This is a genomic window from Pseudomonas marvdashtae (assembly GCF_014268655.2).
GTDB classification, from domain to species: domain Bacteria; phylum Pseudomonadota; class Gammaproteobacteria; order Pseudomonadales; family Pseudomonadaceae; genus Aquipseudomonas; species Aquipseudomonas marvdashtae.
Genome location: NZ_JABWQX020000002.1, coordinates 543,280 through 560,772, shown reverse-complemented (window position 1 = coordinate 560,772; position 17,493 = coordinate 543,280). Strand labels below are relative to the sequence as shown.

Below are 17,493 nucleotides of genomic sequence, written 5' to 3'. Positions count from 1 at the left end.
AAGCCCCGCCTGGGTTCGCTCAGGCGGGGCTTTTTATTGGCTCACACAATTGAATCGCTCAAGGCTGCAGTTTTTGCGGCGTTTCCTGGCCCATGCAGCGCACGGCACGCTTCTTCTGGTTGATCAGCACGCCAGTCAGGCCTTTCTGCTCGGTGTCGAACAACACCAGCACGCCATCGATACATTGGGCGACCTGTGGCGCAGGCTCCAGGGCGACTTTGTAATCTTCACCCGGGACGGTCTTGAGCATGGTGAACTGGTCGAGCAGCAACGCATCCTCGGGCTTGGCGAAATGCAGGTAGCCGTAGTACCAGAGCACCGCGACGGTGCCGAGGATGCTGCAGATGCCGGTGATGATCAGGGGGATGGCGTTACGTTCTTCGCTCATTGCGGATTCTCAGGTGATTCAACGGATGATTTCGGGTAATTCGCAACCTCGCCCAGGCGGCGCAGGCCGTCGAAATGCTGGGGATCGTCGAGGTAGCGCAGCATCACGGTTCGCCAGGTCGGGTCGGCGAAGGTTTGTACATGCCCGCCCCGCGTCAATTGCAGGACTCGAGGCGGCGGCGCAGCTTGGTACAAGCGGAGGCCATTGGAAAGGGGCACGATGGGATCGTCAAGGCTGTGGTAGATCAGTTTCGGCACGCCGGTCAGTTGCGCCATCGAGCCGATGGCGCTGTCACCGTCCGGCACCAGCCATGACAGCGGCATTTGCAACGCCCAGGTCAGCCATGACGTGCCCAAGGCAAAACGGCCGACGTCGCGATAACTGGCGGGCACGCCGTCGAGCACCAGCGCCTTGAGCTGCCGCTGGCGCTGGGGATGTTCGACAAGGTAATGCACCGCCAGCGCGCCGCCCAGGCTCTGGCCGAGCAACACCAGCGGCTTGCCCTGGACGTCGGGCGACTGGTCGAGCCATTGGAACGCCGCGTCAATGTCCTGATAGATCGCCGGCAGGCTCGGCTCACCTTCGGACACGCCATAGCCACGATAATCGACCATCAAGACTTGATAACCCTGCTCGGGCAACCACCAGCTCCCGCCCAGGTGCCAGGCCAGGTTGCCGCCATTGCCGTGCAGATGCAGCACCGTGCCCTTGACCTCGACGCCCGGCTTGGCCGGCAGCCACCAGCCGCGCAGCTTCAGGCCGTCAGCGGTGGTCAGGGTGACATCGCGGTATTGGAGCTTGGCCCGCTCCGGCGTGAAAGGCAGGCCGCGCTCCGGGTAGAACAGCAGTGAGCTGCAACCGCTCAGGGCCAACAACAGGCAAATGATGCCGAGGGTTCGCATCCGGTGCAGCCTCGCAAGTCAGAAGTTGAACGCAGTCCCCCTGTGGTTGGACTTCGTGATGCTCAAAGGATGTTGGAATAATCCGCTTCGATCCGGTCCAGGCTCAGATGGTTCAAGAAGTTGGAGAAGCACATCCAGGCCGACAGCGCGTTCATGTCGCGAAATTGTTCGGGCAGATACTTGGGCGGGACGACCAGGCCTTCGTCCACCAGTTGCCGCAACGTGCGCATGTCCTCCAGGGTGGTCTTGCCGCAGAACAGCAGCGGCACTTGCTCCAGCTTGCCTTTGCGCACGGCCAGCTGAATATAGTTGTAAACCATGATGAAGCCCTTGAGGTAGGACAAGTCCTTGGTGAATGGCAGACCGGTCGGCACCGAGCCACGGAAAACCCGACTGGCGTTGCCATAGCTTTCGGCCATTTCAAAACCTTGCTCGCGGAAGAACTCGAACACCTGCAGGAAATCGGCCCCCTCCTCCACCATGTGGATGGCGCGGGTGCGGTTGGTGAGCTTGCGCAGGCGACTCGGGTAAGAGGCGAACGTGATGATTTCCATGAGGATCGCCAGGCCTTCCTGGGTCACCGTCGACGAGGGCGGCCCCTTGGACAGGAAGGTGCAGATCGGCTGGTTCAAACCGTTCAGGGTGGTGCCGACGTGCACCAATCCCTCATGGACTTCCAGGGCCCGCACGTCTCGCTCATTGAACATCGCATCGGTGCGAATCTTGATGTAGTCGGCGCCCGCCGCCGCGTCGGCCACGATGCCGTCGGACTCGAACACACGGATGGTTTCCTCGGCTTCGCCAAACACCCGGTTGAGGCGGTGTTGCAACAGGCTGACGGCTTCCTTGGCACTGAGCTCCTTGGGTTCGTCCTTGAGGTCGCCACGGCCGTCGATGTTATTCAGGTAATCAGAGAGCATCAGGCCCAGGTCGGCCAGGGTCGGGTCACCGGCATGGAAGGCGTCGGAGGCGGCGCCGTACAGCTCCTGGGAAATCAGCCCGAAATCCTCGGTGCCGCGCGCTTCGAGCATGCGCACCACCATGCGGTACTCCTTGCACATGCGCCGCATGATCTGGCCAACCGGGTTGAACTGCCCGAGTTGGCGGGTGATGTCGCGCTCGATGTTCTGGAATTCCAGCTTCACCTTGCTCGAATCGAACGCCAGCGGTCGGTTGAGGTAATAGTCGCGGTCCACGGCAGGCATTTCCTTGCCCTTGGCCTTGAGAAAGCCCTTGCGGATGTTCTCGTCCCACTTCACCGCGTCGAGAATGCGAATCGGCGTTTGCGCCAGCACAATGCGATCGGACAAGTTGCGTATCGTCTGCTGGTAATCGTCCACCCGGAACTCCTGTGAAAAAACGTCCGCTTGTTGCAGTTATTGGGGTTGGGTCAGTCGTTGGTAGCGCACGGCTTCCGAGAACACATCGGAGTTGGCCGGGTTGTCGAGGTAGCTGAAAACCTTGTCCATGTCACTGTCCACCAACACGCCGTCGCCTTCCCCGCTCTGGTTTGGCTGACCACTGAGAATCTTCTGTCCGATCGCCTGGTTGATCTGCTCCAGGTCCAGGTTGTAGACCACCAGCTCGTGTTTGTCGGTCAGTTCGAAGCCGGCGATCAGGAAATGCCCACCATAGCGCGCCGGCACTTTGGCCGACAGGTACCAGCGGCTGCCGTGACGGGAGACGGTCAGGGGAATGGCTTCGCGCTCCTGGGGCTTGGCCCTGAAGTAGCTGATCGCCTGGTAGCGGTGCTTGCCGACTTCCGTCAGCTCCAGGTTCAACGGTTCACCCCAGGCGTTGGTGCTGGTCCACTGGCCGAGCAGGCCCTTGGGTGCGGCTTCGCTGTCGGGCAGCGGCGCCTTGAACGACACCAGGCAACCACTTAGCAACAACAACGACACGGCCAGTACAACGGCACGCCAGGCTTTCATTTGAACTCCCTATGGCACAGGTCGCTTTTATCCCCTGTGGTGGACCCAAAAGGGGTCACACCGACGCCAGTACCAGGTGCATGTAACGGGTCAGGATGCCGAGCATGTCTTCATCGGCTACCGGCTCGGCGCCATTGAGCAAGCCCTGATATTCCATCCGTCCGATAATCGCCGTCAACACTTTGGCATCCTGTTGCGGCTCGCGCGAGCCCAGAACCTGGAAAAACTGACACGTGCCGTGCAGCAAAATCTGCTGGTGGGAACGCACCAACTCCGCCAGGCGTGGGTTGAGCAGCGCTTCCTGGCGGAACGCCTGCTCGGCCATCAGGTAATCGCGACGACTCTGCAATTGATGCTGCACGTACTCCGCCGTCATCCGCGCGATGTCGTCCGCCAGTTGCGAGCGTGCTGCCGCGCTGCCGTCGCCATAGGCGACCATTTCGCGCAACAGGCCTTCATTGTTGGTCCACAGCTTGGCCATGAATGCCGCGCTGCGCTCCACATACTGGGCGAAGGTATCGGTGAGCAGGTCGTCGATGTCCTTGAAATAGTAAGTGGTGGCCGACAGCGGCACGCCCGCTTCAGCAGCCACCGCGCGGTGTCGCACTGCCCGCACGCCATCGCGCACCACGATGCGCATGGCCGCGTCGAGAATCTCCTGGCGGCGCTGTTCACTGCCCTGTCGGCTGGCCTTGCGGCCCTGGTACTGAACACTTTCAGCGACAGCAGTGGCGACGCCCGCTGCACCTTCTGGAGCCATTGCACGATTCACGACAGGTCTTTCCTCGCTAGTCAGAAGTAACCATTTGATACGTTTGTACCAGACAGGCAATAAAAAGCCGCCCATCGAGGCGGCTTTTTAATTGAAACACTTACGCTTGGGGCCGCATGTGCGGGAAGAGGATGACATCGCGGATCGACGGTGAGTTGGTCAACAACATCACCAGGCGATCGATCCCGATGCCTTCGCCAGCCGTCGGCGGCATGCCGTACTCCAGGGCACGGACGAAATCGGCGTCGTAGTGCATGGCTTCGTCGTCGCCCGCGTCCTTGTCGGCCACCTGGGCCATGAAGCGCTCGGCCTGGTCTTCCGCGTCGTTGAGCTCGGAGTAGGCGTTGGCGATTTCACGGCCACCGATAAACAGCTCGAAACGATCAGTCACGCTTGGGTTCTCGTCATTGCGACGGGCCAGCGGCGACACTTCGAACGGGTACTGGGTGATGAAGTGCGGCTGCTCCAGCTTGTGCTCGACCAGCTCTTCGAAAATCATCACCTGCAACTTGCCCAGGCCTTCGAAGCCAAGGACCTTGGCGCCGGCCTTCTTGGCGATGGCGCGAGCCTTGTCGATGTCCTGCAAGTCGACCGCGGTGATATCCGAGTTGTACTTGAGGATCGAGTCGAACACCGACAGGCGCACGAACGGTTCGCCGAAATGGAACACCTTGTCGCCGTAAGGCACGTCGGTGGTGCCCAATACCAACTGCGCCAGCTCGCGGAACAGCTCTTCGGTCAGGTCCATGTTGTCTTCGTAGTCGGCGTAGGCCTGGTAGAACTCGAGCATGGTGAACTCGGGGTTGTGCCGGGTCGAGACGCCTTCATTCCGGAAGTTGCGGTTGATCTCGAATACCTTTTCAAATCCACCGACAACAAGCCGCTTGAGGTACAGCTCCGGCGCAATGCGCAAGAACATTTCCATGTCCAGGGCGTTGTGGTGGGTTTCGAACGGCTTGGCCGCCGCGCCGCCAGGAATGGTCTGCAACATCGGCGTCTCGACTTCGAGGAAGTCGCGCTTCATCAGGAAGCTGCGGATGTGGGCGATGACTTGCGAGCGGACACGGAACGTGTGGCGCACGTCTTCGTTGACGATCAGGTCGACGTAGCGCTGGCGATAGCGCTGCTCGGTGTCGGTCAGGCCGTGGTGCTTGTCCGGCAGCGGGCGCAAGGACTTGGTCAGCAGGCGCACGCTGGTCATTTCGACATACAGGTCGCCCTTGCCGGAACGGGCCAGGGTGCCTTCGGCGGCAATGATGTCGCCCAGGTCCCAGGTCTTGACGGCGGCCAGGGTTTCTTCCGGCAGGGTCTTGCGGTTGACGTAGACCTGGATGCGACCGGTCATGTCCTGGATCACCAGGAACGAACCACGGTCGAGCATGATGCGACCGGCAACCTTGACCGGAATCGCAGCCTCGGCCAGCTCTTCCTTGGTCTTGTCCGCATACTTCTTCTGCAGGGCGTCGCAGTACGAATCGCGGCGGAAGTCGTTAGGGAAGGCCTGGCCCTTGGCGCGCTCGGCAGCAAGCTTTTCCTTGCGCAGGGCGATCAGGGAGTTTTCTTCCTGTTGCAGGGCTTGCGGGTCGAGTTCTAGGTCGCTCATGTCTTTAAGGTTTCCATCACAGGTTCGTTGCCCCCGGCCCCGGGGCCGGAGTTTGTGGGCAAGCCGCGCTCCCGAAAAAGCGTGCCTGCCCACCGCGTGGGTGTCGCGTTACAGCCCTTGCTTGAGGCTGGCGATCAGGTATTCGTCGATGTCGCCGTCGAGCACTTTGTCACAGTCGCTGCGTTCGATGCTGGTGCGCAGGTCCTTGATCCGCGAGGCGTCGAGCACGTACGAACGGATCTGGTGACCCCAGCCGATGTCCGACTTGGTGTCTTCCAGCGCCTGGGACGCGGCATTGCGCTTCTGCACTTCCTGCTCGTACAAACGGGCCCGCAGCATTTTCATCGCGGTGTCTTTGTTCGCATGCTGGGAACGTTCGTTCTGGCAACTGACCACGGTGTTGGTCGGTACGTGGGTAATCCGTACGGCCGAGTCGGTGGTGTTGACGTGCTGGCCACCGGCACCGGAGGAGCGGTAGGTGTCGATGCGCAGGTCGGCAGGGTTGATCTCGATTTCGATGTTGTCATCGATTTCCGGCGAGACGAATACCGCCGAGAACGAGGTGTGCCGACGGTTGCCGGAGTCGAACGGGCTCTTGCGCACCAGGCGGTGCACGCCGATCTCTGTACGCAGCCAGCCAAAGGCGTATTCGCCCTTGATGTGCACGGTGGCGCCCTTGATCCCGGCGACTTCACCAGCGGACAGTTCCATGATGGTGGCGTCGAAACCGCGTTTGTCAGCCCAGCGCAGGTACATGCGCAGCAGGATGTTGGCCCAGTCCTGGGCTTCGGTGCCGCCGGAACCGGCCTGGATGTCCAGGTAGGCGTTGTTCATGTCCATTTCGCCGCTGAACATGCGACGGAATTCCAGCTTGGCCAGGGCCTCTTCGAGACGTGTCAGTTCGGCGACGACATCGCCGACCGCACCTTCGTCATTCTCTTCGACGGCCATGTCCAGCAGGTCGCGGCAATCGGCCAGGCCACTGGACATTTCGTCCAGGGTCTCGACGATCTGCGCCAGCGCAGAGCGCTCGCGGCCCAGCTCCTGGGCGTAGGAAGGGTTGTTCCAGACATTCGGATCTTCAAGCTCGCGATTGACTTCGGTCAGGCGCTCATGCTTTTGATCGTAGTCAAAGATACCCCCGAATAGTTTCGGAGCGCTCGGACAGGTCCTTGATGGTGTTCAGGATCGGGTTGATTTCCATGGCGGGCAGCACTCGTTGGCGAACTTTTGAAAGCCGGCGAGTATAACGTAATCAAGCGCCAGCGGCAGCCCGCCTGGCGGCTTTAGGAACACCAATTCCTGATACGCCACAGGTTCTGTGGCGAGGGAGCTGCTCCCTCGCCACGAAAGCCATCCCGCAGAGGCTTATTCGACTCCAACCCGATTACGCCCATTGTGCTTGGCCAGGTACAGCCCCTTGTCCGCCGCCGAAATCAGTTGCCGGCAATCGCCGCCCTGCTGTGGGATGAAGGTCGAGACGCCAATGCTGATGGTCAGGTTCTCGCCACCGTCAGGCGTGGCATGAGGGATTTTCAGGGCGACCACGCTCTGGCGCAGTTTCTCGGCCATCAACCGGGCGCCGCCAGGCGCGGTGCCCGGCAAAACCAGGGCGAATTCCTCGCCGCCGTAACGGGCCGGCAGGTCCGAAGGGCGGCTACAGGCATCGCGGATCGCCGTGGCGACCTTGCGCAGGGCTTCATCGCCCTCCAGGTGGCCGAAGTTGTCGTTGTAGGGCTTGAAGTAGTCCACGTCGATCATCAACAGCGACAGCTGGGTCTGGTCCCGTAGCGCCCTCCTCCACTCAAGCTCCAGGTATTCATCGAAGTGCCGACGGTTGGACAGCCCAGTGAGGCCATCGGAATTCATCAGCCGTTGCAACACCAGGTTGGTGTCGAGCAACTGCTGCTGGCTGACCCGCAAGGCGCGATAAGCTGCGTCGCGCTGCAGCAGCATCATGTAGGACCGCGAGTGATAACGGATGCGCGCCACCAGCTCGATGTTATCCGGCAATTTGACCAGGTAATCATTGGCCCCGGCGGCAAACGCCGCGCTCTTGACCAGCGGATCCTCCTTGGTGGAAAGGACAATGATCGGGATGTCACGGGTAGCCGGGTGGTTGCGGTATTCACGCACCAGGCTCAAGCCGTCGAGGCCTGGCATAACCAAGTCCTGGAGAATCACCGTCGGCTTGATACGAACGGCATGGGCGATGGCTTGGTGAGGGTCGGAGCAGAAGTGGAAATCGATGTTCTGTTCATTCGACAACCCGCGCCGCACCGCCTCGCCGATCATCGCCTGGTCGTCGACGAGCAAGACCATCGCGGCGTTCTCGTCGCGCTTGAAATCGTCGAGCTGTAAATCATTCATGGAGGCTCACCTGAAACTGCCTGGGGCGCGAGGGTTGATCATGGGGTGAAAATTTCCGCCAAGCGTGGCGCTATTTTATCCAGCGCGAGAATTTGTGCCGCCGCGTCGATGGCCGCCGCCGCCCTCGGCATGCCATACACCGCGCTGCTCTGCTGGTCCTGGGCGATGGTCACGCAGCCCTGCTGGCGCATGAGTTTAAGCCCCTGCGCTCCGTCGCGGCCCATACCAGTGAGCAATACCCCCACCGCATCGCCGTTCCAGTAATGGGCGACACTTTCGAAAAACACATCAATGGAGGGCCGATAGATCTCATTGACCGGCTCGGCGGTGTAGGCAAGCGTACCGTTTTTCAACAGGCGCAGATGGTGGTTGGTCCCTGCCAGCAACACGGTGCCGCCTTGCGGCGTCTCGCCATGCCGGGCCAACCGGACATCCAGGCCCGACACGCCGCTGAGCCATTCGGCCATGCCGGCGGCAAACACTTCGTCCACGTGCTGAACCAGCACAATGGCCGGGGCGAAGTCACGCGGCAGCCCCTTGAGCAGCACTTCCAACGCAGCCGGGCCGCCCGCCGACGAGCCGATCGCCACCAGGCTGTTGCGTGACAACGGCGCGCGCGGTGCGGTCGGGGTGGCGCGCTCAGCGTTCCCGCGCTCGCCGATCAGCCAGCCGATGTTGGCGATCTTGCGCAACAGCGGTGCCGCGGCGTCCTCCGGCCTGCCGACGCCCAGGGCCGGCGTATCGACCACGTCGAGGGCGCCATGGCCCATGGCCTCGAATACCCGATGGACGTTCTGCTGGCTGTCACCGGTCACGATCACGATGGCGCACGGGGTGTCGGCCATGATCCGCCGCGTCGCCTCCACCCCATCCATGATCGGCATGAACAGGTCCATCAGGATCAGGTCCGGGGTGTATTCGGCGCACCGCTGCACAGCGTCAGCGCCATTGACGGCCACCCAGACCAGCTGATGCACAGGCTCCAACGCCAGCGCGCGGCGCAGGGCCTCGACCGCCAGGGGCATGTCATTGACAATGGCGATCTTCAAACCCGTACTCCTCCGATCAATTCGACCACGGCATCAAGCAAGGCGTCGTCGTGAAAACTCGCCTTGGCTAGATAATAGTCGGCCCCGGCGTCCAGGCCACGGCGACGATCTTCTTCGCGATCCTTGTAGGAAACCACCATCACCGGCAGCGATTGCAAGCGGCTGTCGCGCCGCAGCAACGATACCAACTCGATACCGTCCATGCGGGGCATGTCGATGTCAGTGATGAGCAGGTCGAAATTTTCCGCGCGCAACGCATTCCAACCGTCCATGCCGTCGACGGCCACGGCCACGTCGTAGCCGCGATTGAGCAACAGCTTGCGTTCCAGCTCACGCACGGTCAGCGAGTCATCAACGACCAGGATCCGCTTGCGCGGCGACTGGGCCTCGTTCCGCCGGGCAATGCGCTCCAGTCGGCCGGCATCGAGCAGTTTCTCCACCGAGCGCAAGAGGTCTTCGACATCGACAATCAACACCACCGAGCCGTCGTCCAGCAAGGCGCCGGCGGAAATGTCCTGGACCTTGCCCAGGCGCTCGTCCAGGGGCAGGACCACCAGGGTCCGCTCACCAATGAACCGTTCCACCGCCACGCCATAAATCACCTCCCGCTCACGGATCACCACGACCTTGAGGGTCTGGTCGCTGTTCGGCGTCGCCGGGCGATTGAGCAGTTGAGTGGCGGCAACCAAGCCAACATGGCGACCTTCGTGCCAGAAGTGCTGGCGACCTTCGACCTGGACGATGTCCTCGGGCGCCAGGTCGCACATGCGTTCGATATGGGCCAAGGGAAACGCGTAGGCTTCGCCGCCGACTTCCACCACCAGGCTGCGCACCACCGATAGCGTCAGCGGTACTTCGAGGTGGAAACGACTGCCCTGCCCGGCCGTCTGCTCCAGCACCACCGCGCCGCGCAACTGCCGGACCATATGCTGGACCGCATCCAGGCCGACACCGCGCCCGGACACTTCGGTCACTTTGTCCCGCAGGCTGAAGCCGGGCAGGAACAGAAACGCCAGCAGCTCTTCCTCACTCAGGCTGGCGGCGGTGTGCTCGGGGGACAGGCCGCGCGCCACGACACTGCGGCGTACCCGCTCCAGGTCCACGCCCGCACCGTCGTCCGCCAGTTCCAACACCAGCAGGCCGGCCTGGTGCGAGGCACGCAGGCGGATCAGGCCTTCGGCGGGTTTGCCGGCCAACACCCGTTGTTCCGGCGTCTCGATGCCATGGTCCACGGCGTTGCGCAGCAAGTGAGTCAGCGGCGCTTCAAGTTTTTCCAGTACGTCGCGATCGACCTGGGTTTTCTCCCCTTCGATTTCCAGGCGCACCTGTTTTCCGAGGCTGCGGCCCAAGTCGCGAACCATGCGCGCCTGCCCCGAAAGCACATCGGCAAACGGGCGCATGCGACAGGCCAGCGCCGTGTCGTACAGCACTTGCGCCCGCTGGCTGGCCTGCCAGGCGAACTCGTCCAGTTCAGCGATTTCCTGCGCCAGCAATTGCTGGGTTTCGGCCAGCAGGCGCCGGGCATCGCCGAGGGCTTCCTGGGCCTGCAAACTCAGGACGTGGTCCTTGAGGTGCACATTCAAGTCTTCGAGGGCGCGCAGACCATTGCCTTGCTGGCGCTTGAGCCGCAGCATGGTCGCCAGCCAAGGCTTGAGACGCTGGGTTTCAACAAGGGACTTGCTCGACAAGTCCAATAAGCTGTTCAGGCGCCCGGCGGTGACTCGCAAGACCCGCTCGCCCTCTTCGGTGACGCGCTTTTTCTTGGTGGGCGGCCCCGCGGGCTCCGTGGACGCGGGCTCGGCCATTTCGAGAGCAATGGGCTCGGCGGATAGGTCGTCCTTCGGCGACACAACCGTCGGCGCCGGCGTCGCGGCAGGGTCAAGCAAACGGCCCAACAGTGCGACATAGGCCTCGACGTCTTCGGCGCCGACACTGTTGCCGGGCGTCGCAATGCGGGTCAACAGATCAGTGCCTTGCAGCAAGGCATCGATGTGTTCGGCGCGCAACACCAGGCGCCGTTCCTGGGCGCTGACCAGGCAATCTTCCATCACATGAGCCACGCTGACCCCGGCATCGACCCCGACGATCCGCGCGGCACCCTTGAGGGAATGAGCCGCGCGCATACACGATTCCAGATGGTCGGCCTGGGTCGGATCACGTTCCAGCGCCAGCAGGCCGGCGCTCAGCACTTGGGTCTGGGCTTCGGCTTCCAGGCTGAACAGCTCCAGCAGCGAGGCGTCGCGCATCTGGTCGGGGGTCATGACAAGCTCCGGGACACGGCGGACAGCAGCTGCTCTTCATCCAGCCAACGCAGGTTGCGGCCTTTGTACTGCAGGACACCCCGGGTGTATTTGCCGGTCGATTGCGAAGCGTTCGCCAGAATACGTTCATCAATGGCATGGATCCCGTCCACCTCATCGACCGGCATCATCACCGGCCCGCCTTGTGCGCCGACGATCAGCATGCGCGGCATGACCCGACCACCGGAGGGCGCCGCCGAGCCGGGCTCCAGCCCGAGCAAGTCAACCAGCGACAGGCAAGCCACCAAGGCCCCGCGCACATTGGCAACCCCGAGCAAGGCCCGGGAGCGCTGGTGAGGTAATGAATGGATCGGCTGCAACGGCGCCACTTCCACCAGGCTGCGGGTGGTCAGGCCCAGCCACTCTTCGCCCAGGCGGAACATCAGCAGCGAGCGCGTGACGATATCGGCGTCCACCGGGGCATAAGCCAAGTCGCGGTCGTCCTGGCGCAGGGCGTAACGGTCGAGCAAACGGGTGGCGGCGGCCGAATACACTGAGCAATTGCGACAGTGAATATGCTCAGCCAGCAGCGGGCAAGACTTGTCGCCATGAACGCCGATGCGATTCCAACAGTCATCGATGGCCTGGGTATCGTCATGGGTCACGTTATAGAAAGCCGAACCGCTCATCATCTACGCTCACTGTCAGCCGCGCGCCCACTGCGTGCCGCGCGCTCCTGCAATCGACGGGCACCGGCCGCGTCTCCCTGGGAAGCCAGCAGCGCCGCCAAGTGCACCAACGCCTCGGCGTGTTGCGGCTCAAGATACAGCGCCTTGCGATAAAAACCCTGGGCCTCGAGTGCACTGCCGGCCATGTCGCTGAGCAGTCCCAACCAATAGAAGACCTGGGCGTTTGGCGCATGGCTGCGCACGTACTGTTCGCAAGCGGCGCGGGCCTCGGCGCTTCTGCCGCCGTTGGCAAGGGCGGCAATATTGGCTAGCAAGGTGGCGGCGTCGCTGCTTTTCGGTGCGGCAATCGGGGTGACGCCGCCAGCAAACGGCCGGGGCCGAATCACCGGCGCAGCGACTCGCGGTGGCGGCTGGCGAATCGGCAGCGGCGTCGGCATCAGGGCCGGCAGCGGTTGCGGCTCCGGCGCGCCCTGGCGGCTGAAGGCGAACGACTGGGCGATACCGATCGAGCGCATGCCAAGGCGCCCCAACAGACTGCCCTCGGCGGGCCCGATGAACAGCACGCCGCCCTCATGGGTCAGGCGCTTGAGAACCGCGAACACTTGCTGCTGGGTAGGCTGGTCAAAATAGATCAGCAGGTTGCGGCAGAAGACAAAATCGTAGGGGGCCTCGTTTACCAGCAGGGCCGGGTCCAACAAGTTGCCCACTTGCAGGCGCACCTGCTCGCGTACGCGCCCATCGAGACGATAGCCGTCATCCTCGGCGTTGAAATATCGTTCGCGAAAACCCAGGTCCGCACCCCGAAAAGAGTTTCTGCCGTAACGCGCTTGCCTGGCCTTTTCCACCGACAGCGGGCTGACGTCCATCCCATCGACCTTGAACTGATGCGGCCCAAGGCCTGCGTCGAACAAGGCCATGGCGATCGAGTAGGGTTCTTCGCCGGTGGAGCACGGCAGGCTGAGAATGCGCAGCGCCCGCAGGTGCTTGATCTCGGCGAGACGCAGGGTTGCCAGCCGGGCCAGCGTGGCGAAGGATTCCGGGTAACGGAAGAACCAGGTCTCCGGGACGATTACCGCTTCGATCAGCGCCTGCTGCTCCTGGGTAGAGTGTTGCAGCGATTGCCAGTACTCGTCAGTGGATCGGCCAGGGACGGCGAGGACACGCTGGCAGACCGCTCGCTCGATAATGGCAGTGCCGACGGACGTGACGTCCAAGCCGATACGCTCCTTGAGGAAGTCGAAAAAACGCTGGTCGCTGTTCATCGCTCTCCCTCGTTGTCATTGAGGTCCAGCGGTGGCGTGGGAAACAGCACCGCGCGAACGGACTCGTCGAGCAAATCGTTAACCCGGACCCATTGCAGCATGCCCTGGGCATCTTCACGCACCGGGCCGAGGTAAGGTGCTTGGCGATTGTCCAGGCCATAAGGCTTGAAATCGGCCGGATCACAACGCAACGTGTCGGTGGCCTGTTCCAGAATCAAACCCAGCACCTGCGCGGCTTGCTGCGCCTGCGGCCGATAGTGCACAAGTACCAGCCGGGTGCTGGTGCGCGCCTGGGCATCCTGGCCGAAGGTCAGGGCACAAAGGTCGATCACCGGCACGACAACCCCGCGCCAGGCAAACACCCCCGCCACCCAGGACGGCGCCCGGGCGATCGGCTTGAGTGACAAGCGCGGCAATACTTCCACCACGTCGGTGGCCTGCAAGGCGTAGCGCTCGTTTCCGATGCAGAACACCAGGAACAGCGTTTGCCGGGCCGCCGGAGCGACGCCATATCGGGCTTCGAACTCGCCCATCAGACTTTGAAGCGCGAGACGCCGCTGCGCAGCCCCGCGGCCACCTGGCTGAGTTCATCGATGGCGGAACTGGCCTGGCGTAGGGAGTCCACGGTCTGGCTGCTGGCATCGCCCAGTTGCACCAGGGCGTGATTGATCTGCTCAGCGCCGGTGGCCTGGGCCTGCATCCCCTCATTGACCATCAACACCCGCGGCGCCAACGCCTGGACCTGATGAATGATCTGCGAGAGTTGCTCGCCGATCTGCTGTACCTCGGCCATCCCGCGGCGCACTTCTTCGGAGAACTTGTCCATGCCCATCACTCCCGCCGAAACGGCCGACTGGATCTCGCGAACCATTTGCTCGATGTCGTAGGTGGCAACCGCGGTCTGGTCGGCCAGGCGGCGGACTTCGGTGGCGACCACGGCGAAACCGCGTCCGTACTCACCGGCCTTCTCGGCCTCGATGGCGGCGTTGAGCGACAGCAAGTTGGTCTGGTCGGCGACCTTGACGATGGTGACCACCACCTGATTGATGTTGCCGGCCTTCTCGTTGAGGATCGCCAGCTTGGCGTTTACAAGATCGGCGGCGCCCATCACCGAGTGCATGGTCTCTTCCATGCGCGCCAGGCCCTGCTGGCCTGAACCGGCAGCGACCGAGGCCTGGTCGGCGGCGGTGGAGACTTCGGTCATGGTGCGCACCAGGTCGCGGGACGTGGCGGCGATTTCCCGGGAGGTTGCGCCGATCTCAGTGGTGGTCGCGGCGGTTTCGGTGGCCGTGGCCTGCTGCTGTCGGGAAGTGGCGGCGATCTCGGTCACCGAAGTGGTGACCTGCACCGAGGAACGCTGGGCTTGGGACACCAGCGACGTCAGCTCGGCCATCATGTCGTTGAAGCCAGTCTCCACGGCGCCGAATTCGTCCTTGCGCGCCAGGTTCAGGCGCCCGCTCAGGTCGCCGCTGCGCATGACATCGAGAATCTCCACGATGCGAGTCATGGGCGCCATGATCGCGCGCATCAGCAACAGGCCGCAAAGCACAGCCACGAGCACCGCGACGACAAATGACAGACCCATCGCAATCTCGGCGGCCGTTACCGCATGGCCAATTGTCTGAGCGGCTCGCTCCGCCAGCTCGCGATTGCGCTCGATGATCTGGTTCAAGTGCCCACGGCCGTCGAGCCATGCCGGCGTCAGCTCTTTTTCCAATGCCAACCGTGCGCCTTCGTAGTCCTTGCGCTGGTACAGATCCAGCACCTTTGCCAAGGCCTTGTTGAAGTCCTGGTGATTGACCTCGAATTCGTCGAACGAAGCCTGGTCGGCCGGGTCCTGGATCAACTTCTGATAGTTCTGGATTTCTTCGCGAAGATGCTGCTCGTAACCCTGGTAGAGCGCCTTGTCCTCAGCGGTGATTTCGCGCTGGCCGGAAAGGCCGACGATCTGCTGGGTCTTGACGTAACTGTCGACCCAGCCGCCTCGGATCATGGAACTGAAATAAACCCCTGGGACGGCGTCGGTACGCACTTTCTGTTCACTGGCCTCGATCTTCAACAACCGCGAATACGTGACCACTACCATCAGCAACATGATGGCGATGATCACCGCAAAACTCGCCAGGATGCGTTGGCGCAACGTCCAGTTCTTCACAGTAAAACCTCGGGGCACTTTGAATTGCCGGGAGTATAGCCGAGGGCAATGGTGCGTCTGCATGACGGCTGGGGGGGATTTTCGGCCGCCGTTGTCTTGATCGGTGGCGCACCTGTGGCGAGGGAGCTGCTCCCGTCGTCCGTCAGCCGAGAGATCTATCGGCAGTTTTTTTTGGGAGCGGCTTCGCCGCTCAGCGGGAGCAAGCTCCCTCGCCACAGGGATTGAGGTTGGGATTGATCTATATAGTCGCCTGCCGCACCTGCTTTTCCAGTTCCGCTTTCAGCCCTGGCTCCAACTTCAACTGCCGCGCCAGTTCGTCGAGGTAGGATTTCTCCATGAAGTTTTCTTCGTCCACCAGCATCACGCTGGCGATGTACATTTCGGCGGCGATTTCCGGTGTGCTTGCCGCACGGGCGACGTCGCTGGGATCCAGGGGTTTGTTGAGTTCGGCGTGCAGCCAGTGCTGCAATTCCTGGTCGTTGTCGAGCTTGGTGAATTCGCCCTCGATCAACTGCCGTTCACGCTCGTCTACATGGCCGTCGGCCTTGGCCGCCGCGACCAGAGCCTTGAGGATCGCCTGGCTGTGCTGCTCGACCTGCGCCGGCGGGACGCGGTCCAGGGTCTGCGGCTCGGTTTTCGGTGCAGTGCCCTGTTGGGCCTGCCAGTTGCCATAAGCCTTGTACGCAATGACGCCCAACGCAGCCAGGCCGCCATAGGTCAGTGCCTTGCCGCCGAAGTTGCGGGCTTTCTTGTTGCCCAGCAGCAAGCCCATGGCACCGGCTGCCAACGCCCCGCCACCCGCGCCGGAGAGCATTCCGCCCAGGTTGCCGGAACCACCGAGCAATCCGCCCAACCCGCCGGACGACTTGCCCTGGGAGCCGCCAGCCTTGTTCTGCAGCATTTCCTGGCCGGACTTGAGTAACTGATCGAGCAATCCACGGGTGTTCATTTGTTGCCTCCACGCATTCGGGTTAACCGGATCATAAGGCCCCCAGCCTAGATCGAAAGTGCCCGGCATCCTCGGCGAGATTGCTTCGAGATGTTGCCTGACAGGATTCAGTCGACCTGCAGCCATTCGATAAAAACGATATACACTCCAAGACATCGATAAATTCGCTCGGCGGTGCTCAACCATGATGACCCTGCGCCAGATCCGTCACTTCATCGCCGTGGCCGAGACCGGGTCGATTTCCGCTGCGGCGCAAACGGCGTTCATTTCCCAGTCGACGCTGACCCTGGCCATCCAGCAGTTGGAGGAAGACATCGGCGTCAGCCTGTTCAGCCGCCACGCCAAGGGCATGACCCTGACCCACCAGGGGCATCAATTCCTGCGCCAGGCCCACCTGATCCTTGCCACCGTCGACAACGCCAAGCGCAGCCTGCAACAGAGCACCGACCAGGTCGCCGGCCAAGTCACCATCGGCGTGACCAGCCTCGTTGCCGGGTATTACCTGGCGGACCTGCTGACCCGTTTCCAGCGCGCCTATCCCAACGTGGCGATTCGCGTGATGGAAGACGAGCGGCCGTATATCGAGCATTTGCTGGTCAGCGGCGAAATCGACGTCGGCGTGCTGATCCTGTCCAACCTGGAAGATCGCCACGCGCTGCAGACTGAGGTGCTGACCCACTCGCCCCACCGCTTGTGGCTGCCGGCCCAGCATCCGTTGCTGGAGCACGACAGCATCCACCTGTCGGACGTGGCCCGCGAGCCGCTGATCCAATTGAATGTCGACGAAATGGATCGCAACGCGCAACGCCTGTGGCGTGGCGCCGGCCTGCAACCGAACATCACGCTGCGCACTGCCTCGACCGAAGCGGTGCGCAGCCTGGTGGCGGCCGGGCTGGGCGTGTCGATCCAACCGGACATGACCTACCGCCCCTGGTCACTGGAAGGCGACATCATCGAGGCCCGGCCAATTGCCGACCTCAACCAGACCCTTGATGTTGGCCTGGCCTGGCGCCGAGGCACCGCGCGGCCGGCGTCGGTCGACCCGTTCCTGGCGGTCGCGAGGGAACAGCGTCACGGCGGGCGCAAGCCATCTATTTAATCGAATGCAGCCTTGAGTATTTAGAATTTGTTGTCCGCCGGACTGCGCACTAGTCTTGCTGCATCCTTTGGGCCACTGACAAAA

16 protein-coding genes are annotated in these 17,493 nt (G+C 62.5%); 1 reads left to right on the top strand and 15 read right to left on the bottom strand.

Annotated elements, in window-relative coordinates:
- Positions 1 to 58 precede the first annotated feature (58 nt).
- From HU742_RS22345 to HU742_RS22275, 15 genes are all read right to left on the bottom strand, one after another.
- The gene (locus HU742_RS22345) at positions 59 to 388 is read right to left on the bottom strand and encodes a PA3694 family proteiin (protein ID WP_186611159.1); all 330 of its coding nucleotides are present in this window, start codon (positions 386 to 388) and stop codon (positions 59 to 61) included.
- Positions 385 to 1,290, bottom strand: coding sequence for an alpha/beta hydrolase (locus HU742_RS22340; protein WP_186644150.1), 906 nt, complete (start codon positions 1,288 to 1,290; stop codon positions 385 to 387). The genes HU742_RS22345 and HU742_RS22340 overlap by 4 nt, the downstream gene beginning before the upstream one ends.
- 62 nt (positions 1,291 to 1,352) lie before the next feature.
- Positions 1,353 to 2,630: a flavohemoglobin expression-modulating QEGLA motif protein gene (locus HU742_RS22335; RefSeq protein WP_186634909.1), complete on the bottom strand. Its 1,278-nt coding sequence runs from the start codon at positions 2,628 to 2,630 to the stop codon at positions 1,353 to 1,355.
- A 36-nt stretch (positions 2,631 to 2,666) separates the two neighbouring features.
- On the bottom strand, positions 2,667 to 3,221 hold the full coding sequence (locus HU742_RS22330) for a hypothetical protein (protein WP_186634906.1): 555 nt from the start codon (positions 3,219 to 3,221) through the stop codon (positions 2,667 to 2,669).
- A gap of 55 nt (positions 3,222 to 3,276) precedes the next feature.
- Entirely contained in the window at positions 3,277 to 3,993 is a 717-nt protein-coding gene (locus tag HU742_RS22325) for a TetR family transcriptional regulator (RefSeq protein WP_186634903.1), read from the bottom strand.
- Positions 3,994 to 4,093: 100 nt separating this feature from the next.
- Positions 4,094 to 5,596: a lysine--tRNA ligase gene (gene lysS / locus HU742_RS22320; protein WP_186644148.1), complete on the bottom strand. Its 1,503-nt coding sequence runs from the start codon at positions 5,594 to 5,596 to the stop codon at positions 4,094 to 4,096.
- A 108-nt stretch (positions 5,597 to 5,704) separates the two neighbouring features.
- Positions 5,705 to 6,800, bottom strand: a protein-coding gene (gene prfB, locus HU742_RS22315; RefSeq protein WP_186611153.1) for a peptide chain release factor 2 whose coding sequence is annotated in 2 segments (ribosomal slippage) — positions 5,705 to 6,727 and positions 6,729 to 6,800 — 1,095 coding nt in all. Because the reading frame shifts where the segments join, the coding sequence is not laid out codon by codon here.
- A gap of 164 nt (positions 6,801 to 6,964) precedes the next feature.
- Positions 6,965 to 7,966 carry a diguanylate cyclase domain-containing protein gene (locus HU742_RS22310; RefSeq protein ID WP_186634900.1) on the bottom strand — a complete coding sequence of 334 codons (1,002 nt, stop codon included), beginning with the start codon at positions 7,964 to 7,966 and terminating at the stop codon, positions 6,965 to 6,967.
- Positions 7,967 to 8,004: 38 nt separating this feature from the next.
- Positions 8,005 to 9,015 carry a chemotaxis response regulator protein-glutamate methylesterase gene (locus tag HU742_RS22305; RefSeq protein ID WP_186634897.1) on the bottom strand — a complete coding sequence of 337 codons (1,011 nt, stop codon included), beginning with the start codon at positions 9,013 to 9,015 and terminating at the stop codon, positions 8,005 to 8,007.
- Positions 9,012 to 11,276 carry a hybrid sensor histidine kinase/response regulator gene (locus HU742_RS22300; RefSeq protein ID WP_186634894.1) on the bottom strand — a complete coding sequence of 755 codons (2,265 nt, stop codon included), beginning with the start codon at positions 11,274 to 11,276 and terminating at the stop codon, positions 9,012 to 9,014. The genes HU742_RS22305 and HU742_RS22300 overlap by 4 nt, the downstream gene beginning before the upstream one ends.
- Positions 11,273 to 11,944 carry a chemotaxis protein CheW gene (locus HU742_RS22295; protein WP_186634892.1) on the bottom strand — a complete coding sequence of 224 codons (672 nt, stop codon included), beginning with the start codon at positions 11,942 to 11,944 and terminating at the stop codon, positions 11,273 to 11,275. Before HU742_RS22295 ends, HU742_RS22300 begins: the two co-directional genes overlap by 4 nt.
- Positions 11,944 to 13,206, bottom strand: a complete 1,263-nt coding sequence (locus HU742_RS22290) for a CheR family methyltransferase (protein ID WP_186634890.1) — start codon at positions 13,204 to 13,206, stop codon at positions 11,944 to 11,946. The genes HU742_RS22295 and HU742_RS22290 overlap by 1 nt, the downstream gene beginning before the upstream one ends.
- A complete protein-coding gene (locus HU742_RS22285; RefSeq protein ID WP_186634888.1) occupies positions 13,203 to 13,739 on the bottom strand; it encodes a chemotaxis protein CheW in 537 nt (178 codons plus the stop codon). Before HU742_RS22285 ends, HU742_RS22290 begins: the two co-directional genes overlap by 4 nt.
- On the bottom strand, positions 13,739 to 15,361 hold the full coding sequence (locus HU742_RS22280; protein WP_186634885.1) for a methyl-accepting chemotaxis protein: 1,623 nt from the start codon (positions 15,359 to 15,361) through the stop codon (positions 13,739 to 13,741). Before HU742_RS22280 ends, HU742_RS22285 begins: the two co-directional genes overlap by 1 nt.
- A gap of 238 nt (positions 15,362 to 15,599) precedes the next feature.
- Positions 15,600 to 16,310 (bottom strand): tellurite resistance TerB family protein, encoded by a 711-nt coding sequence (locus tag HU742_RS22275; protein ID WP_186634882.1) that lies wholly within the window; start codon positions 16,308 to 16,310, stop codon positions 15,600 to 15,602.
- Positions 16,311 to 16,494: 184 nt separating this feature from the next.
- Here HU742_RS22275 and HU742_RS22270 point away from each other — a divergent pair, with 184 nt between their 5' ends.
- Entirely contained in the window at positions 16,495 to 17,409 is a 915-nt protein-coding gene (locus HU742_RS22270) for a LysR family transcriptional regulator (RefSeq protein ID WP_186611144.1), read from the top strand.
- Positions 17,410 to 17,493 lie beyond the last annotated feature (84 nt).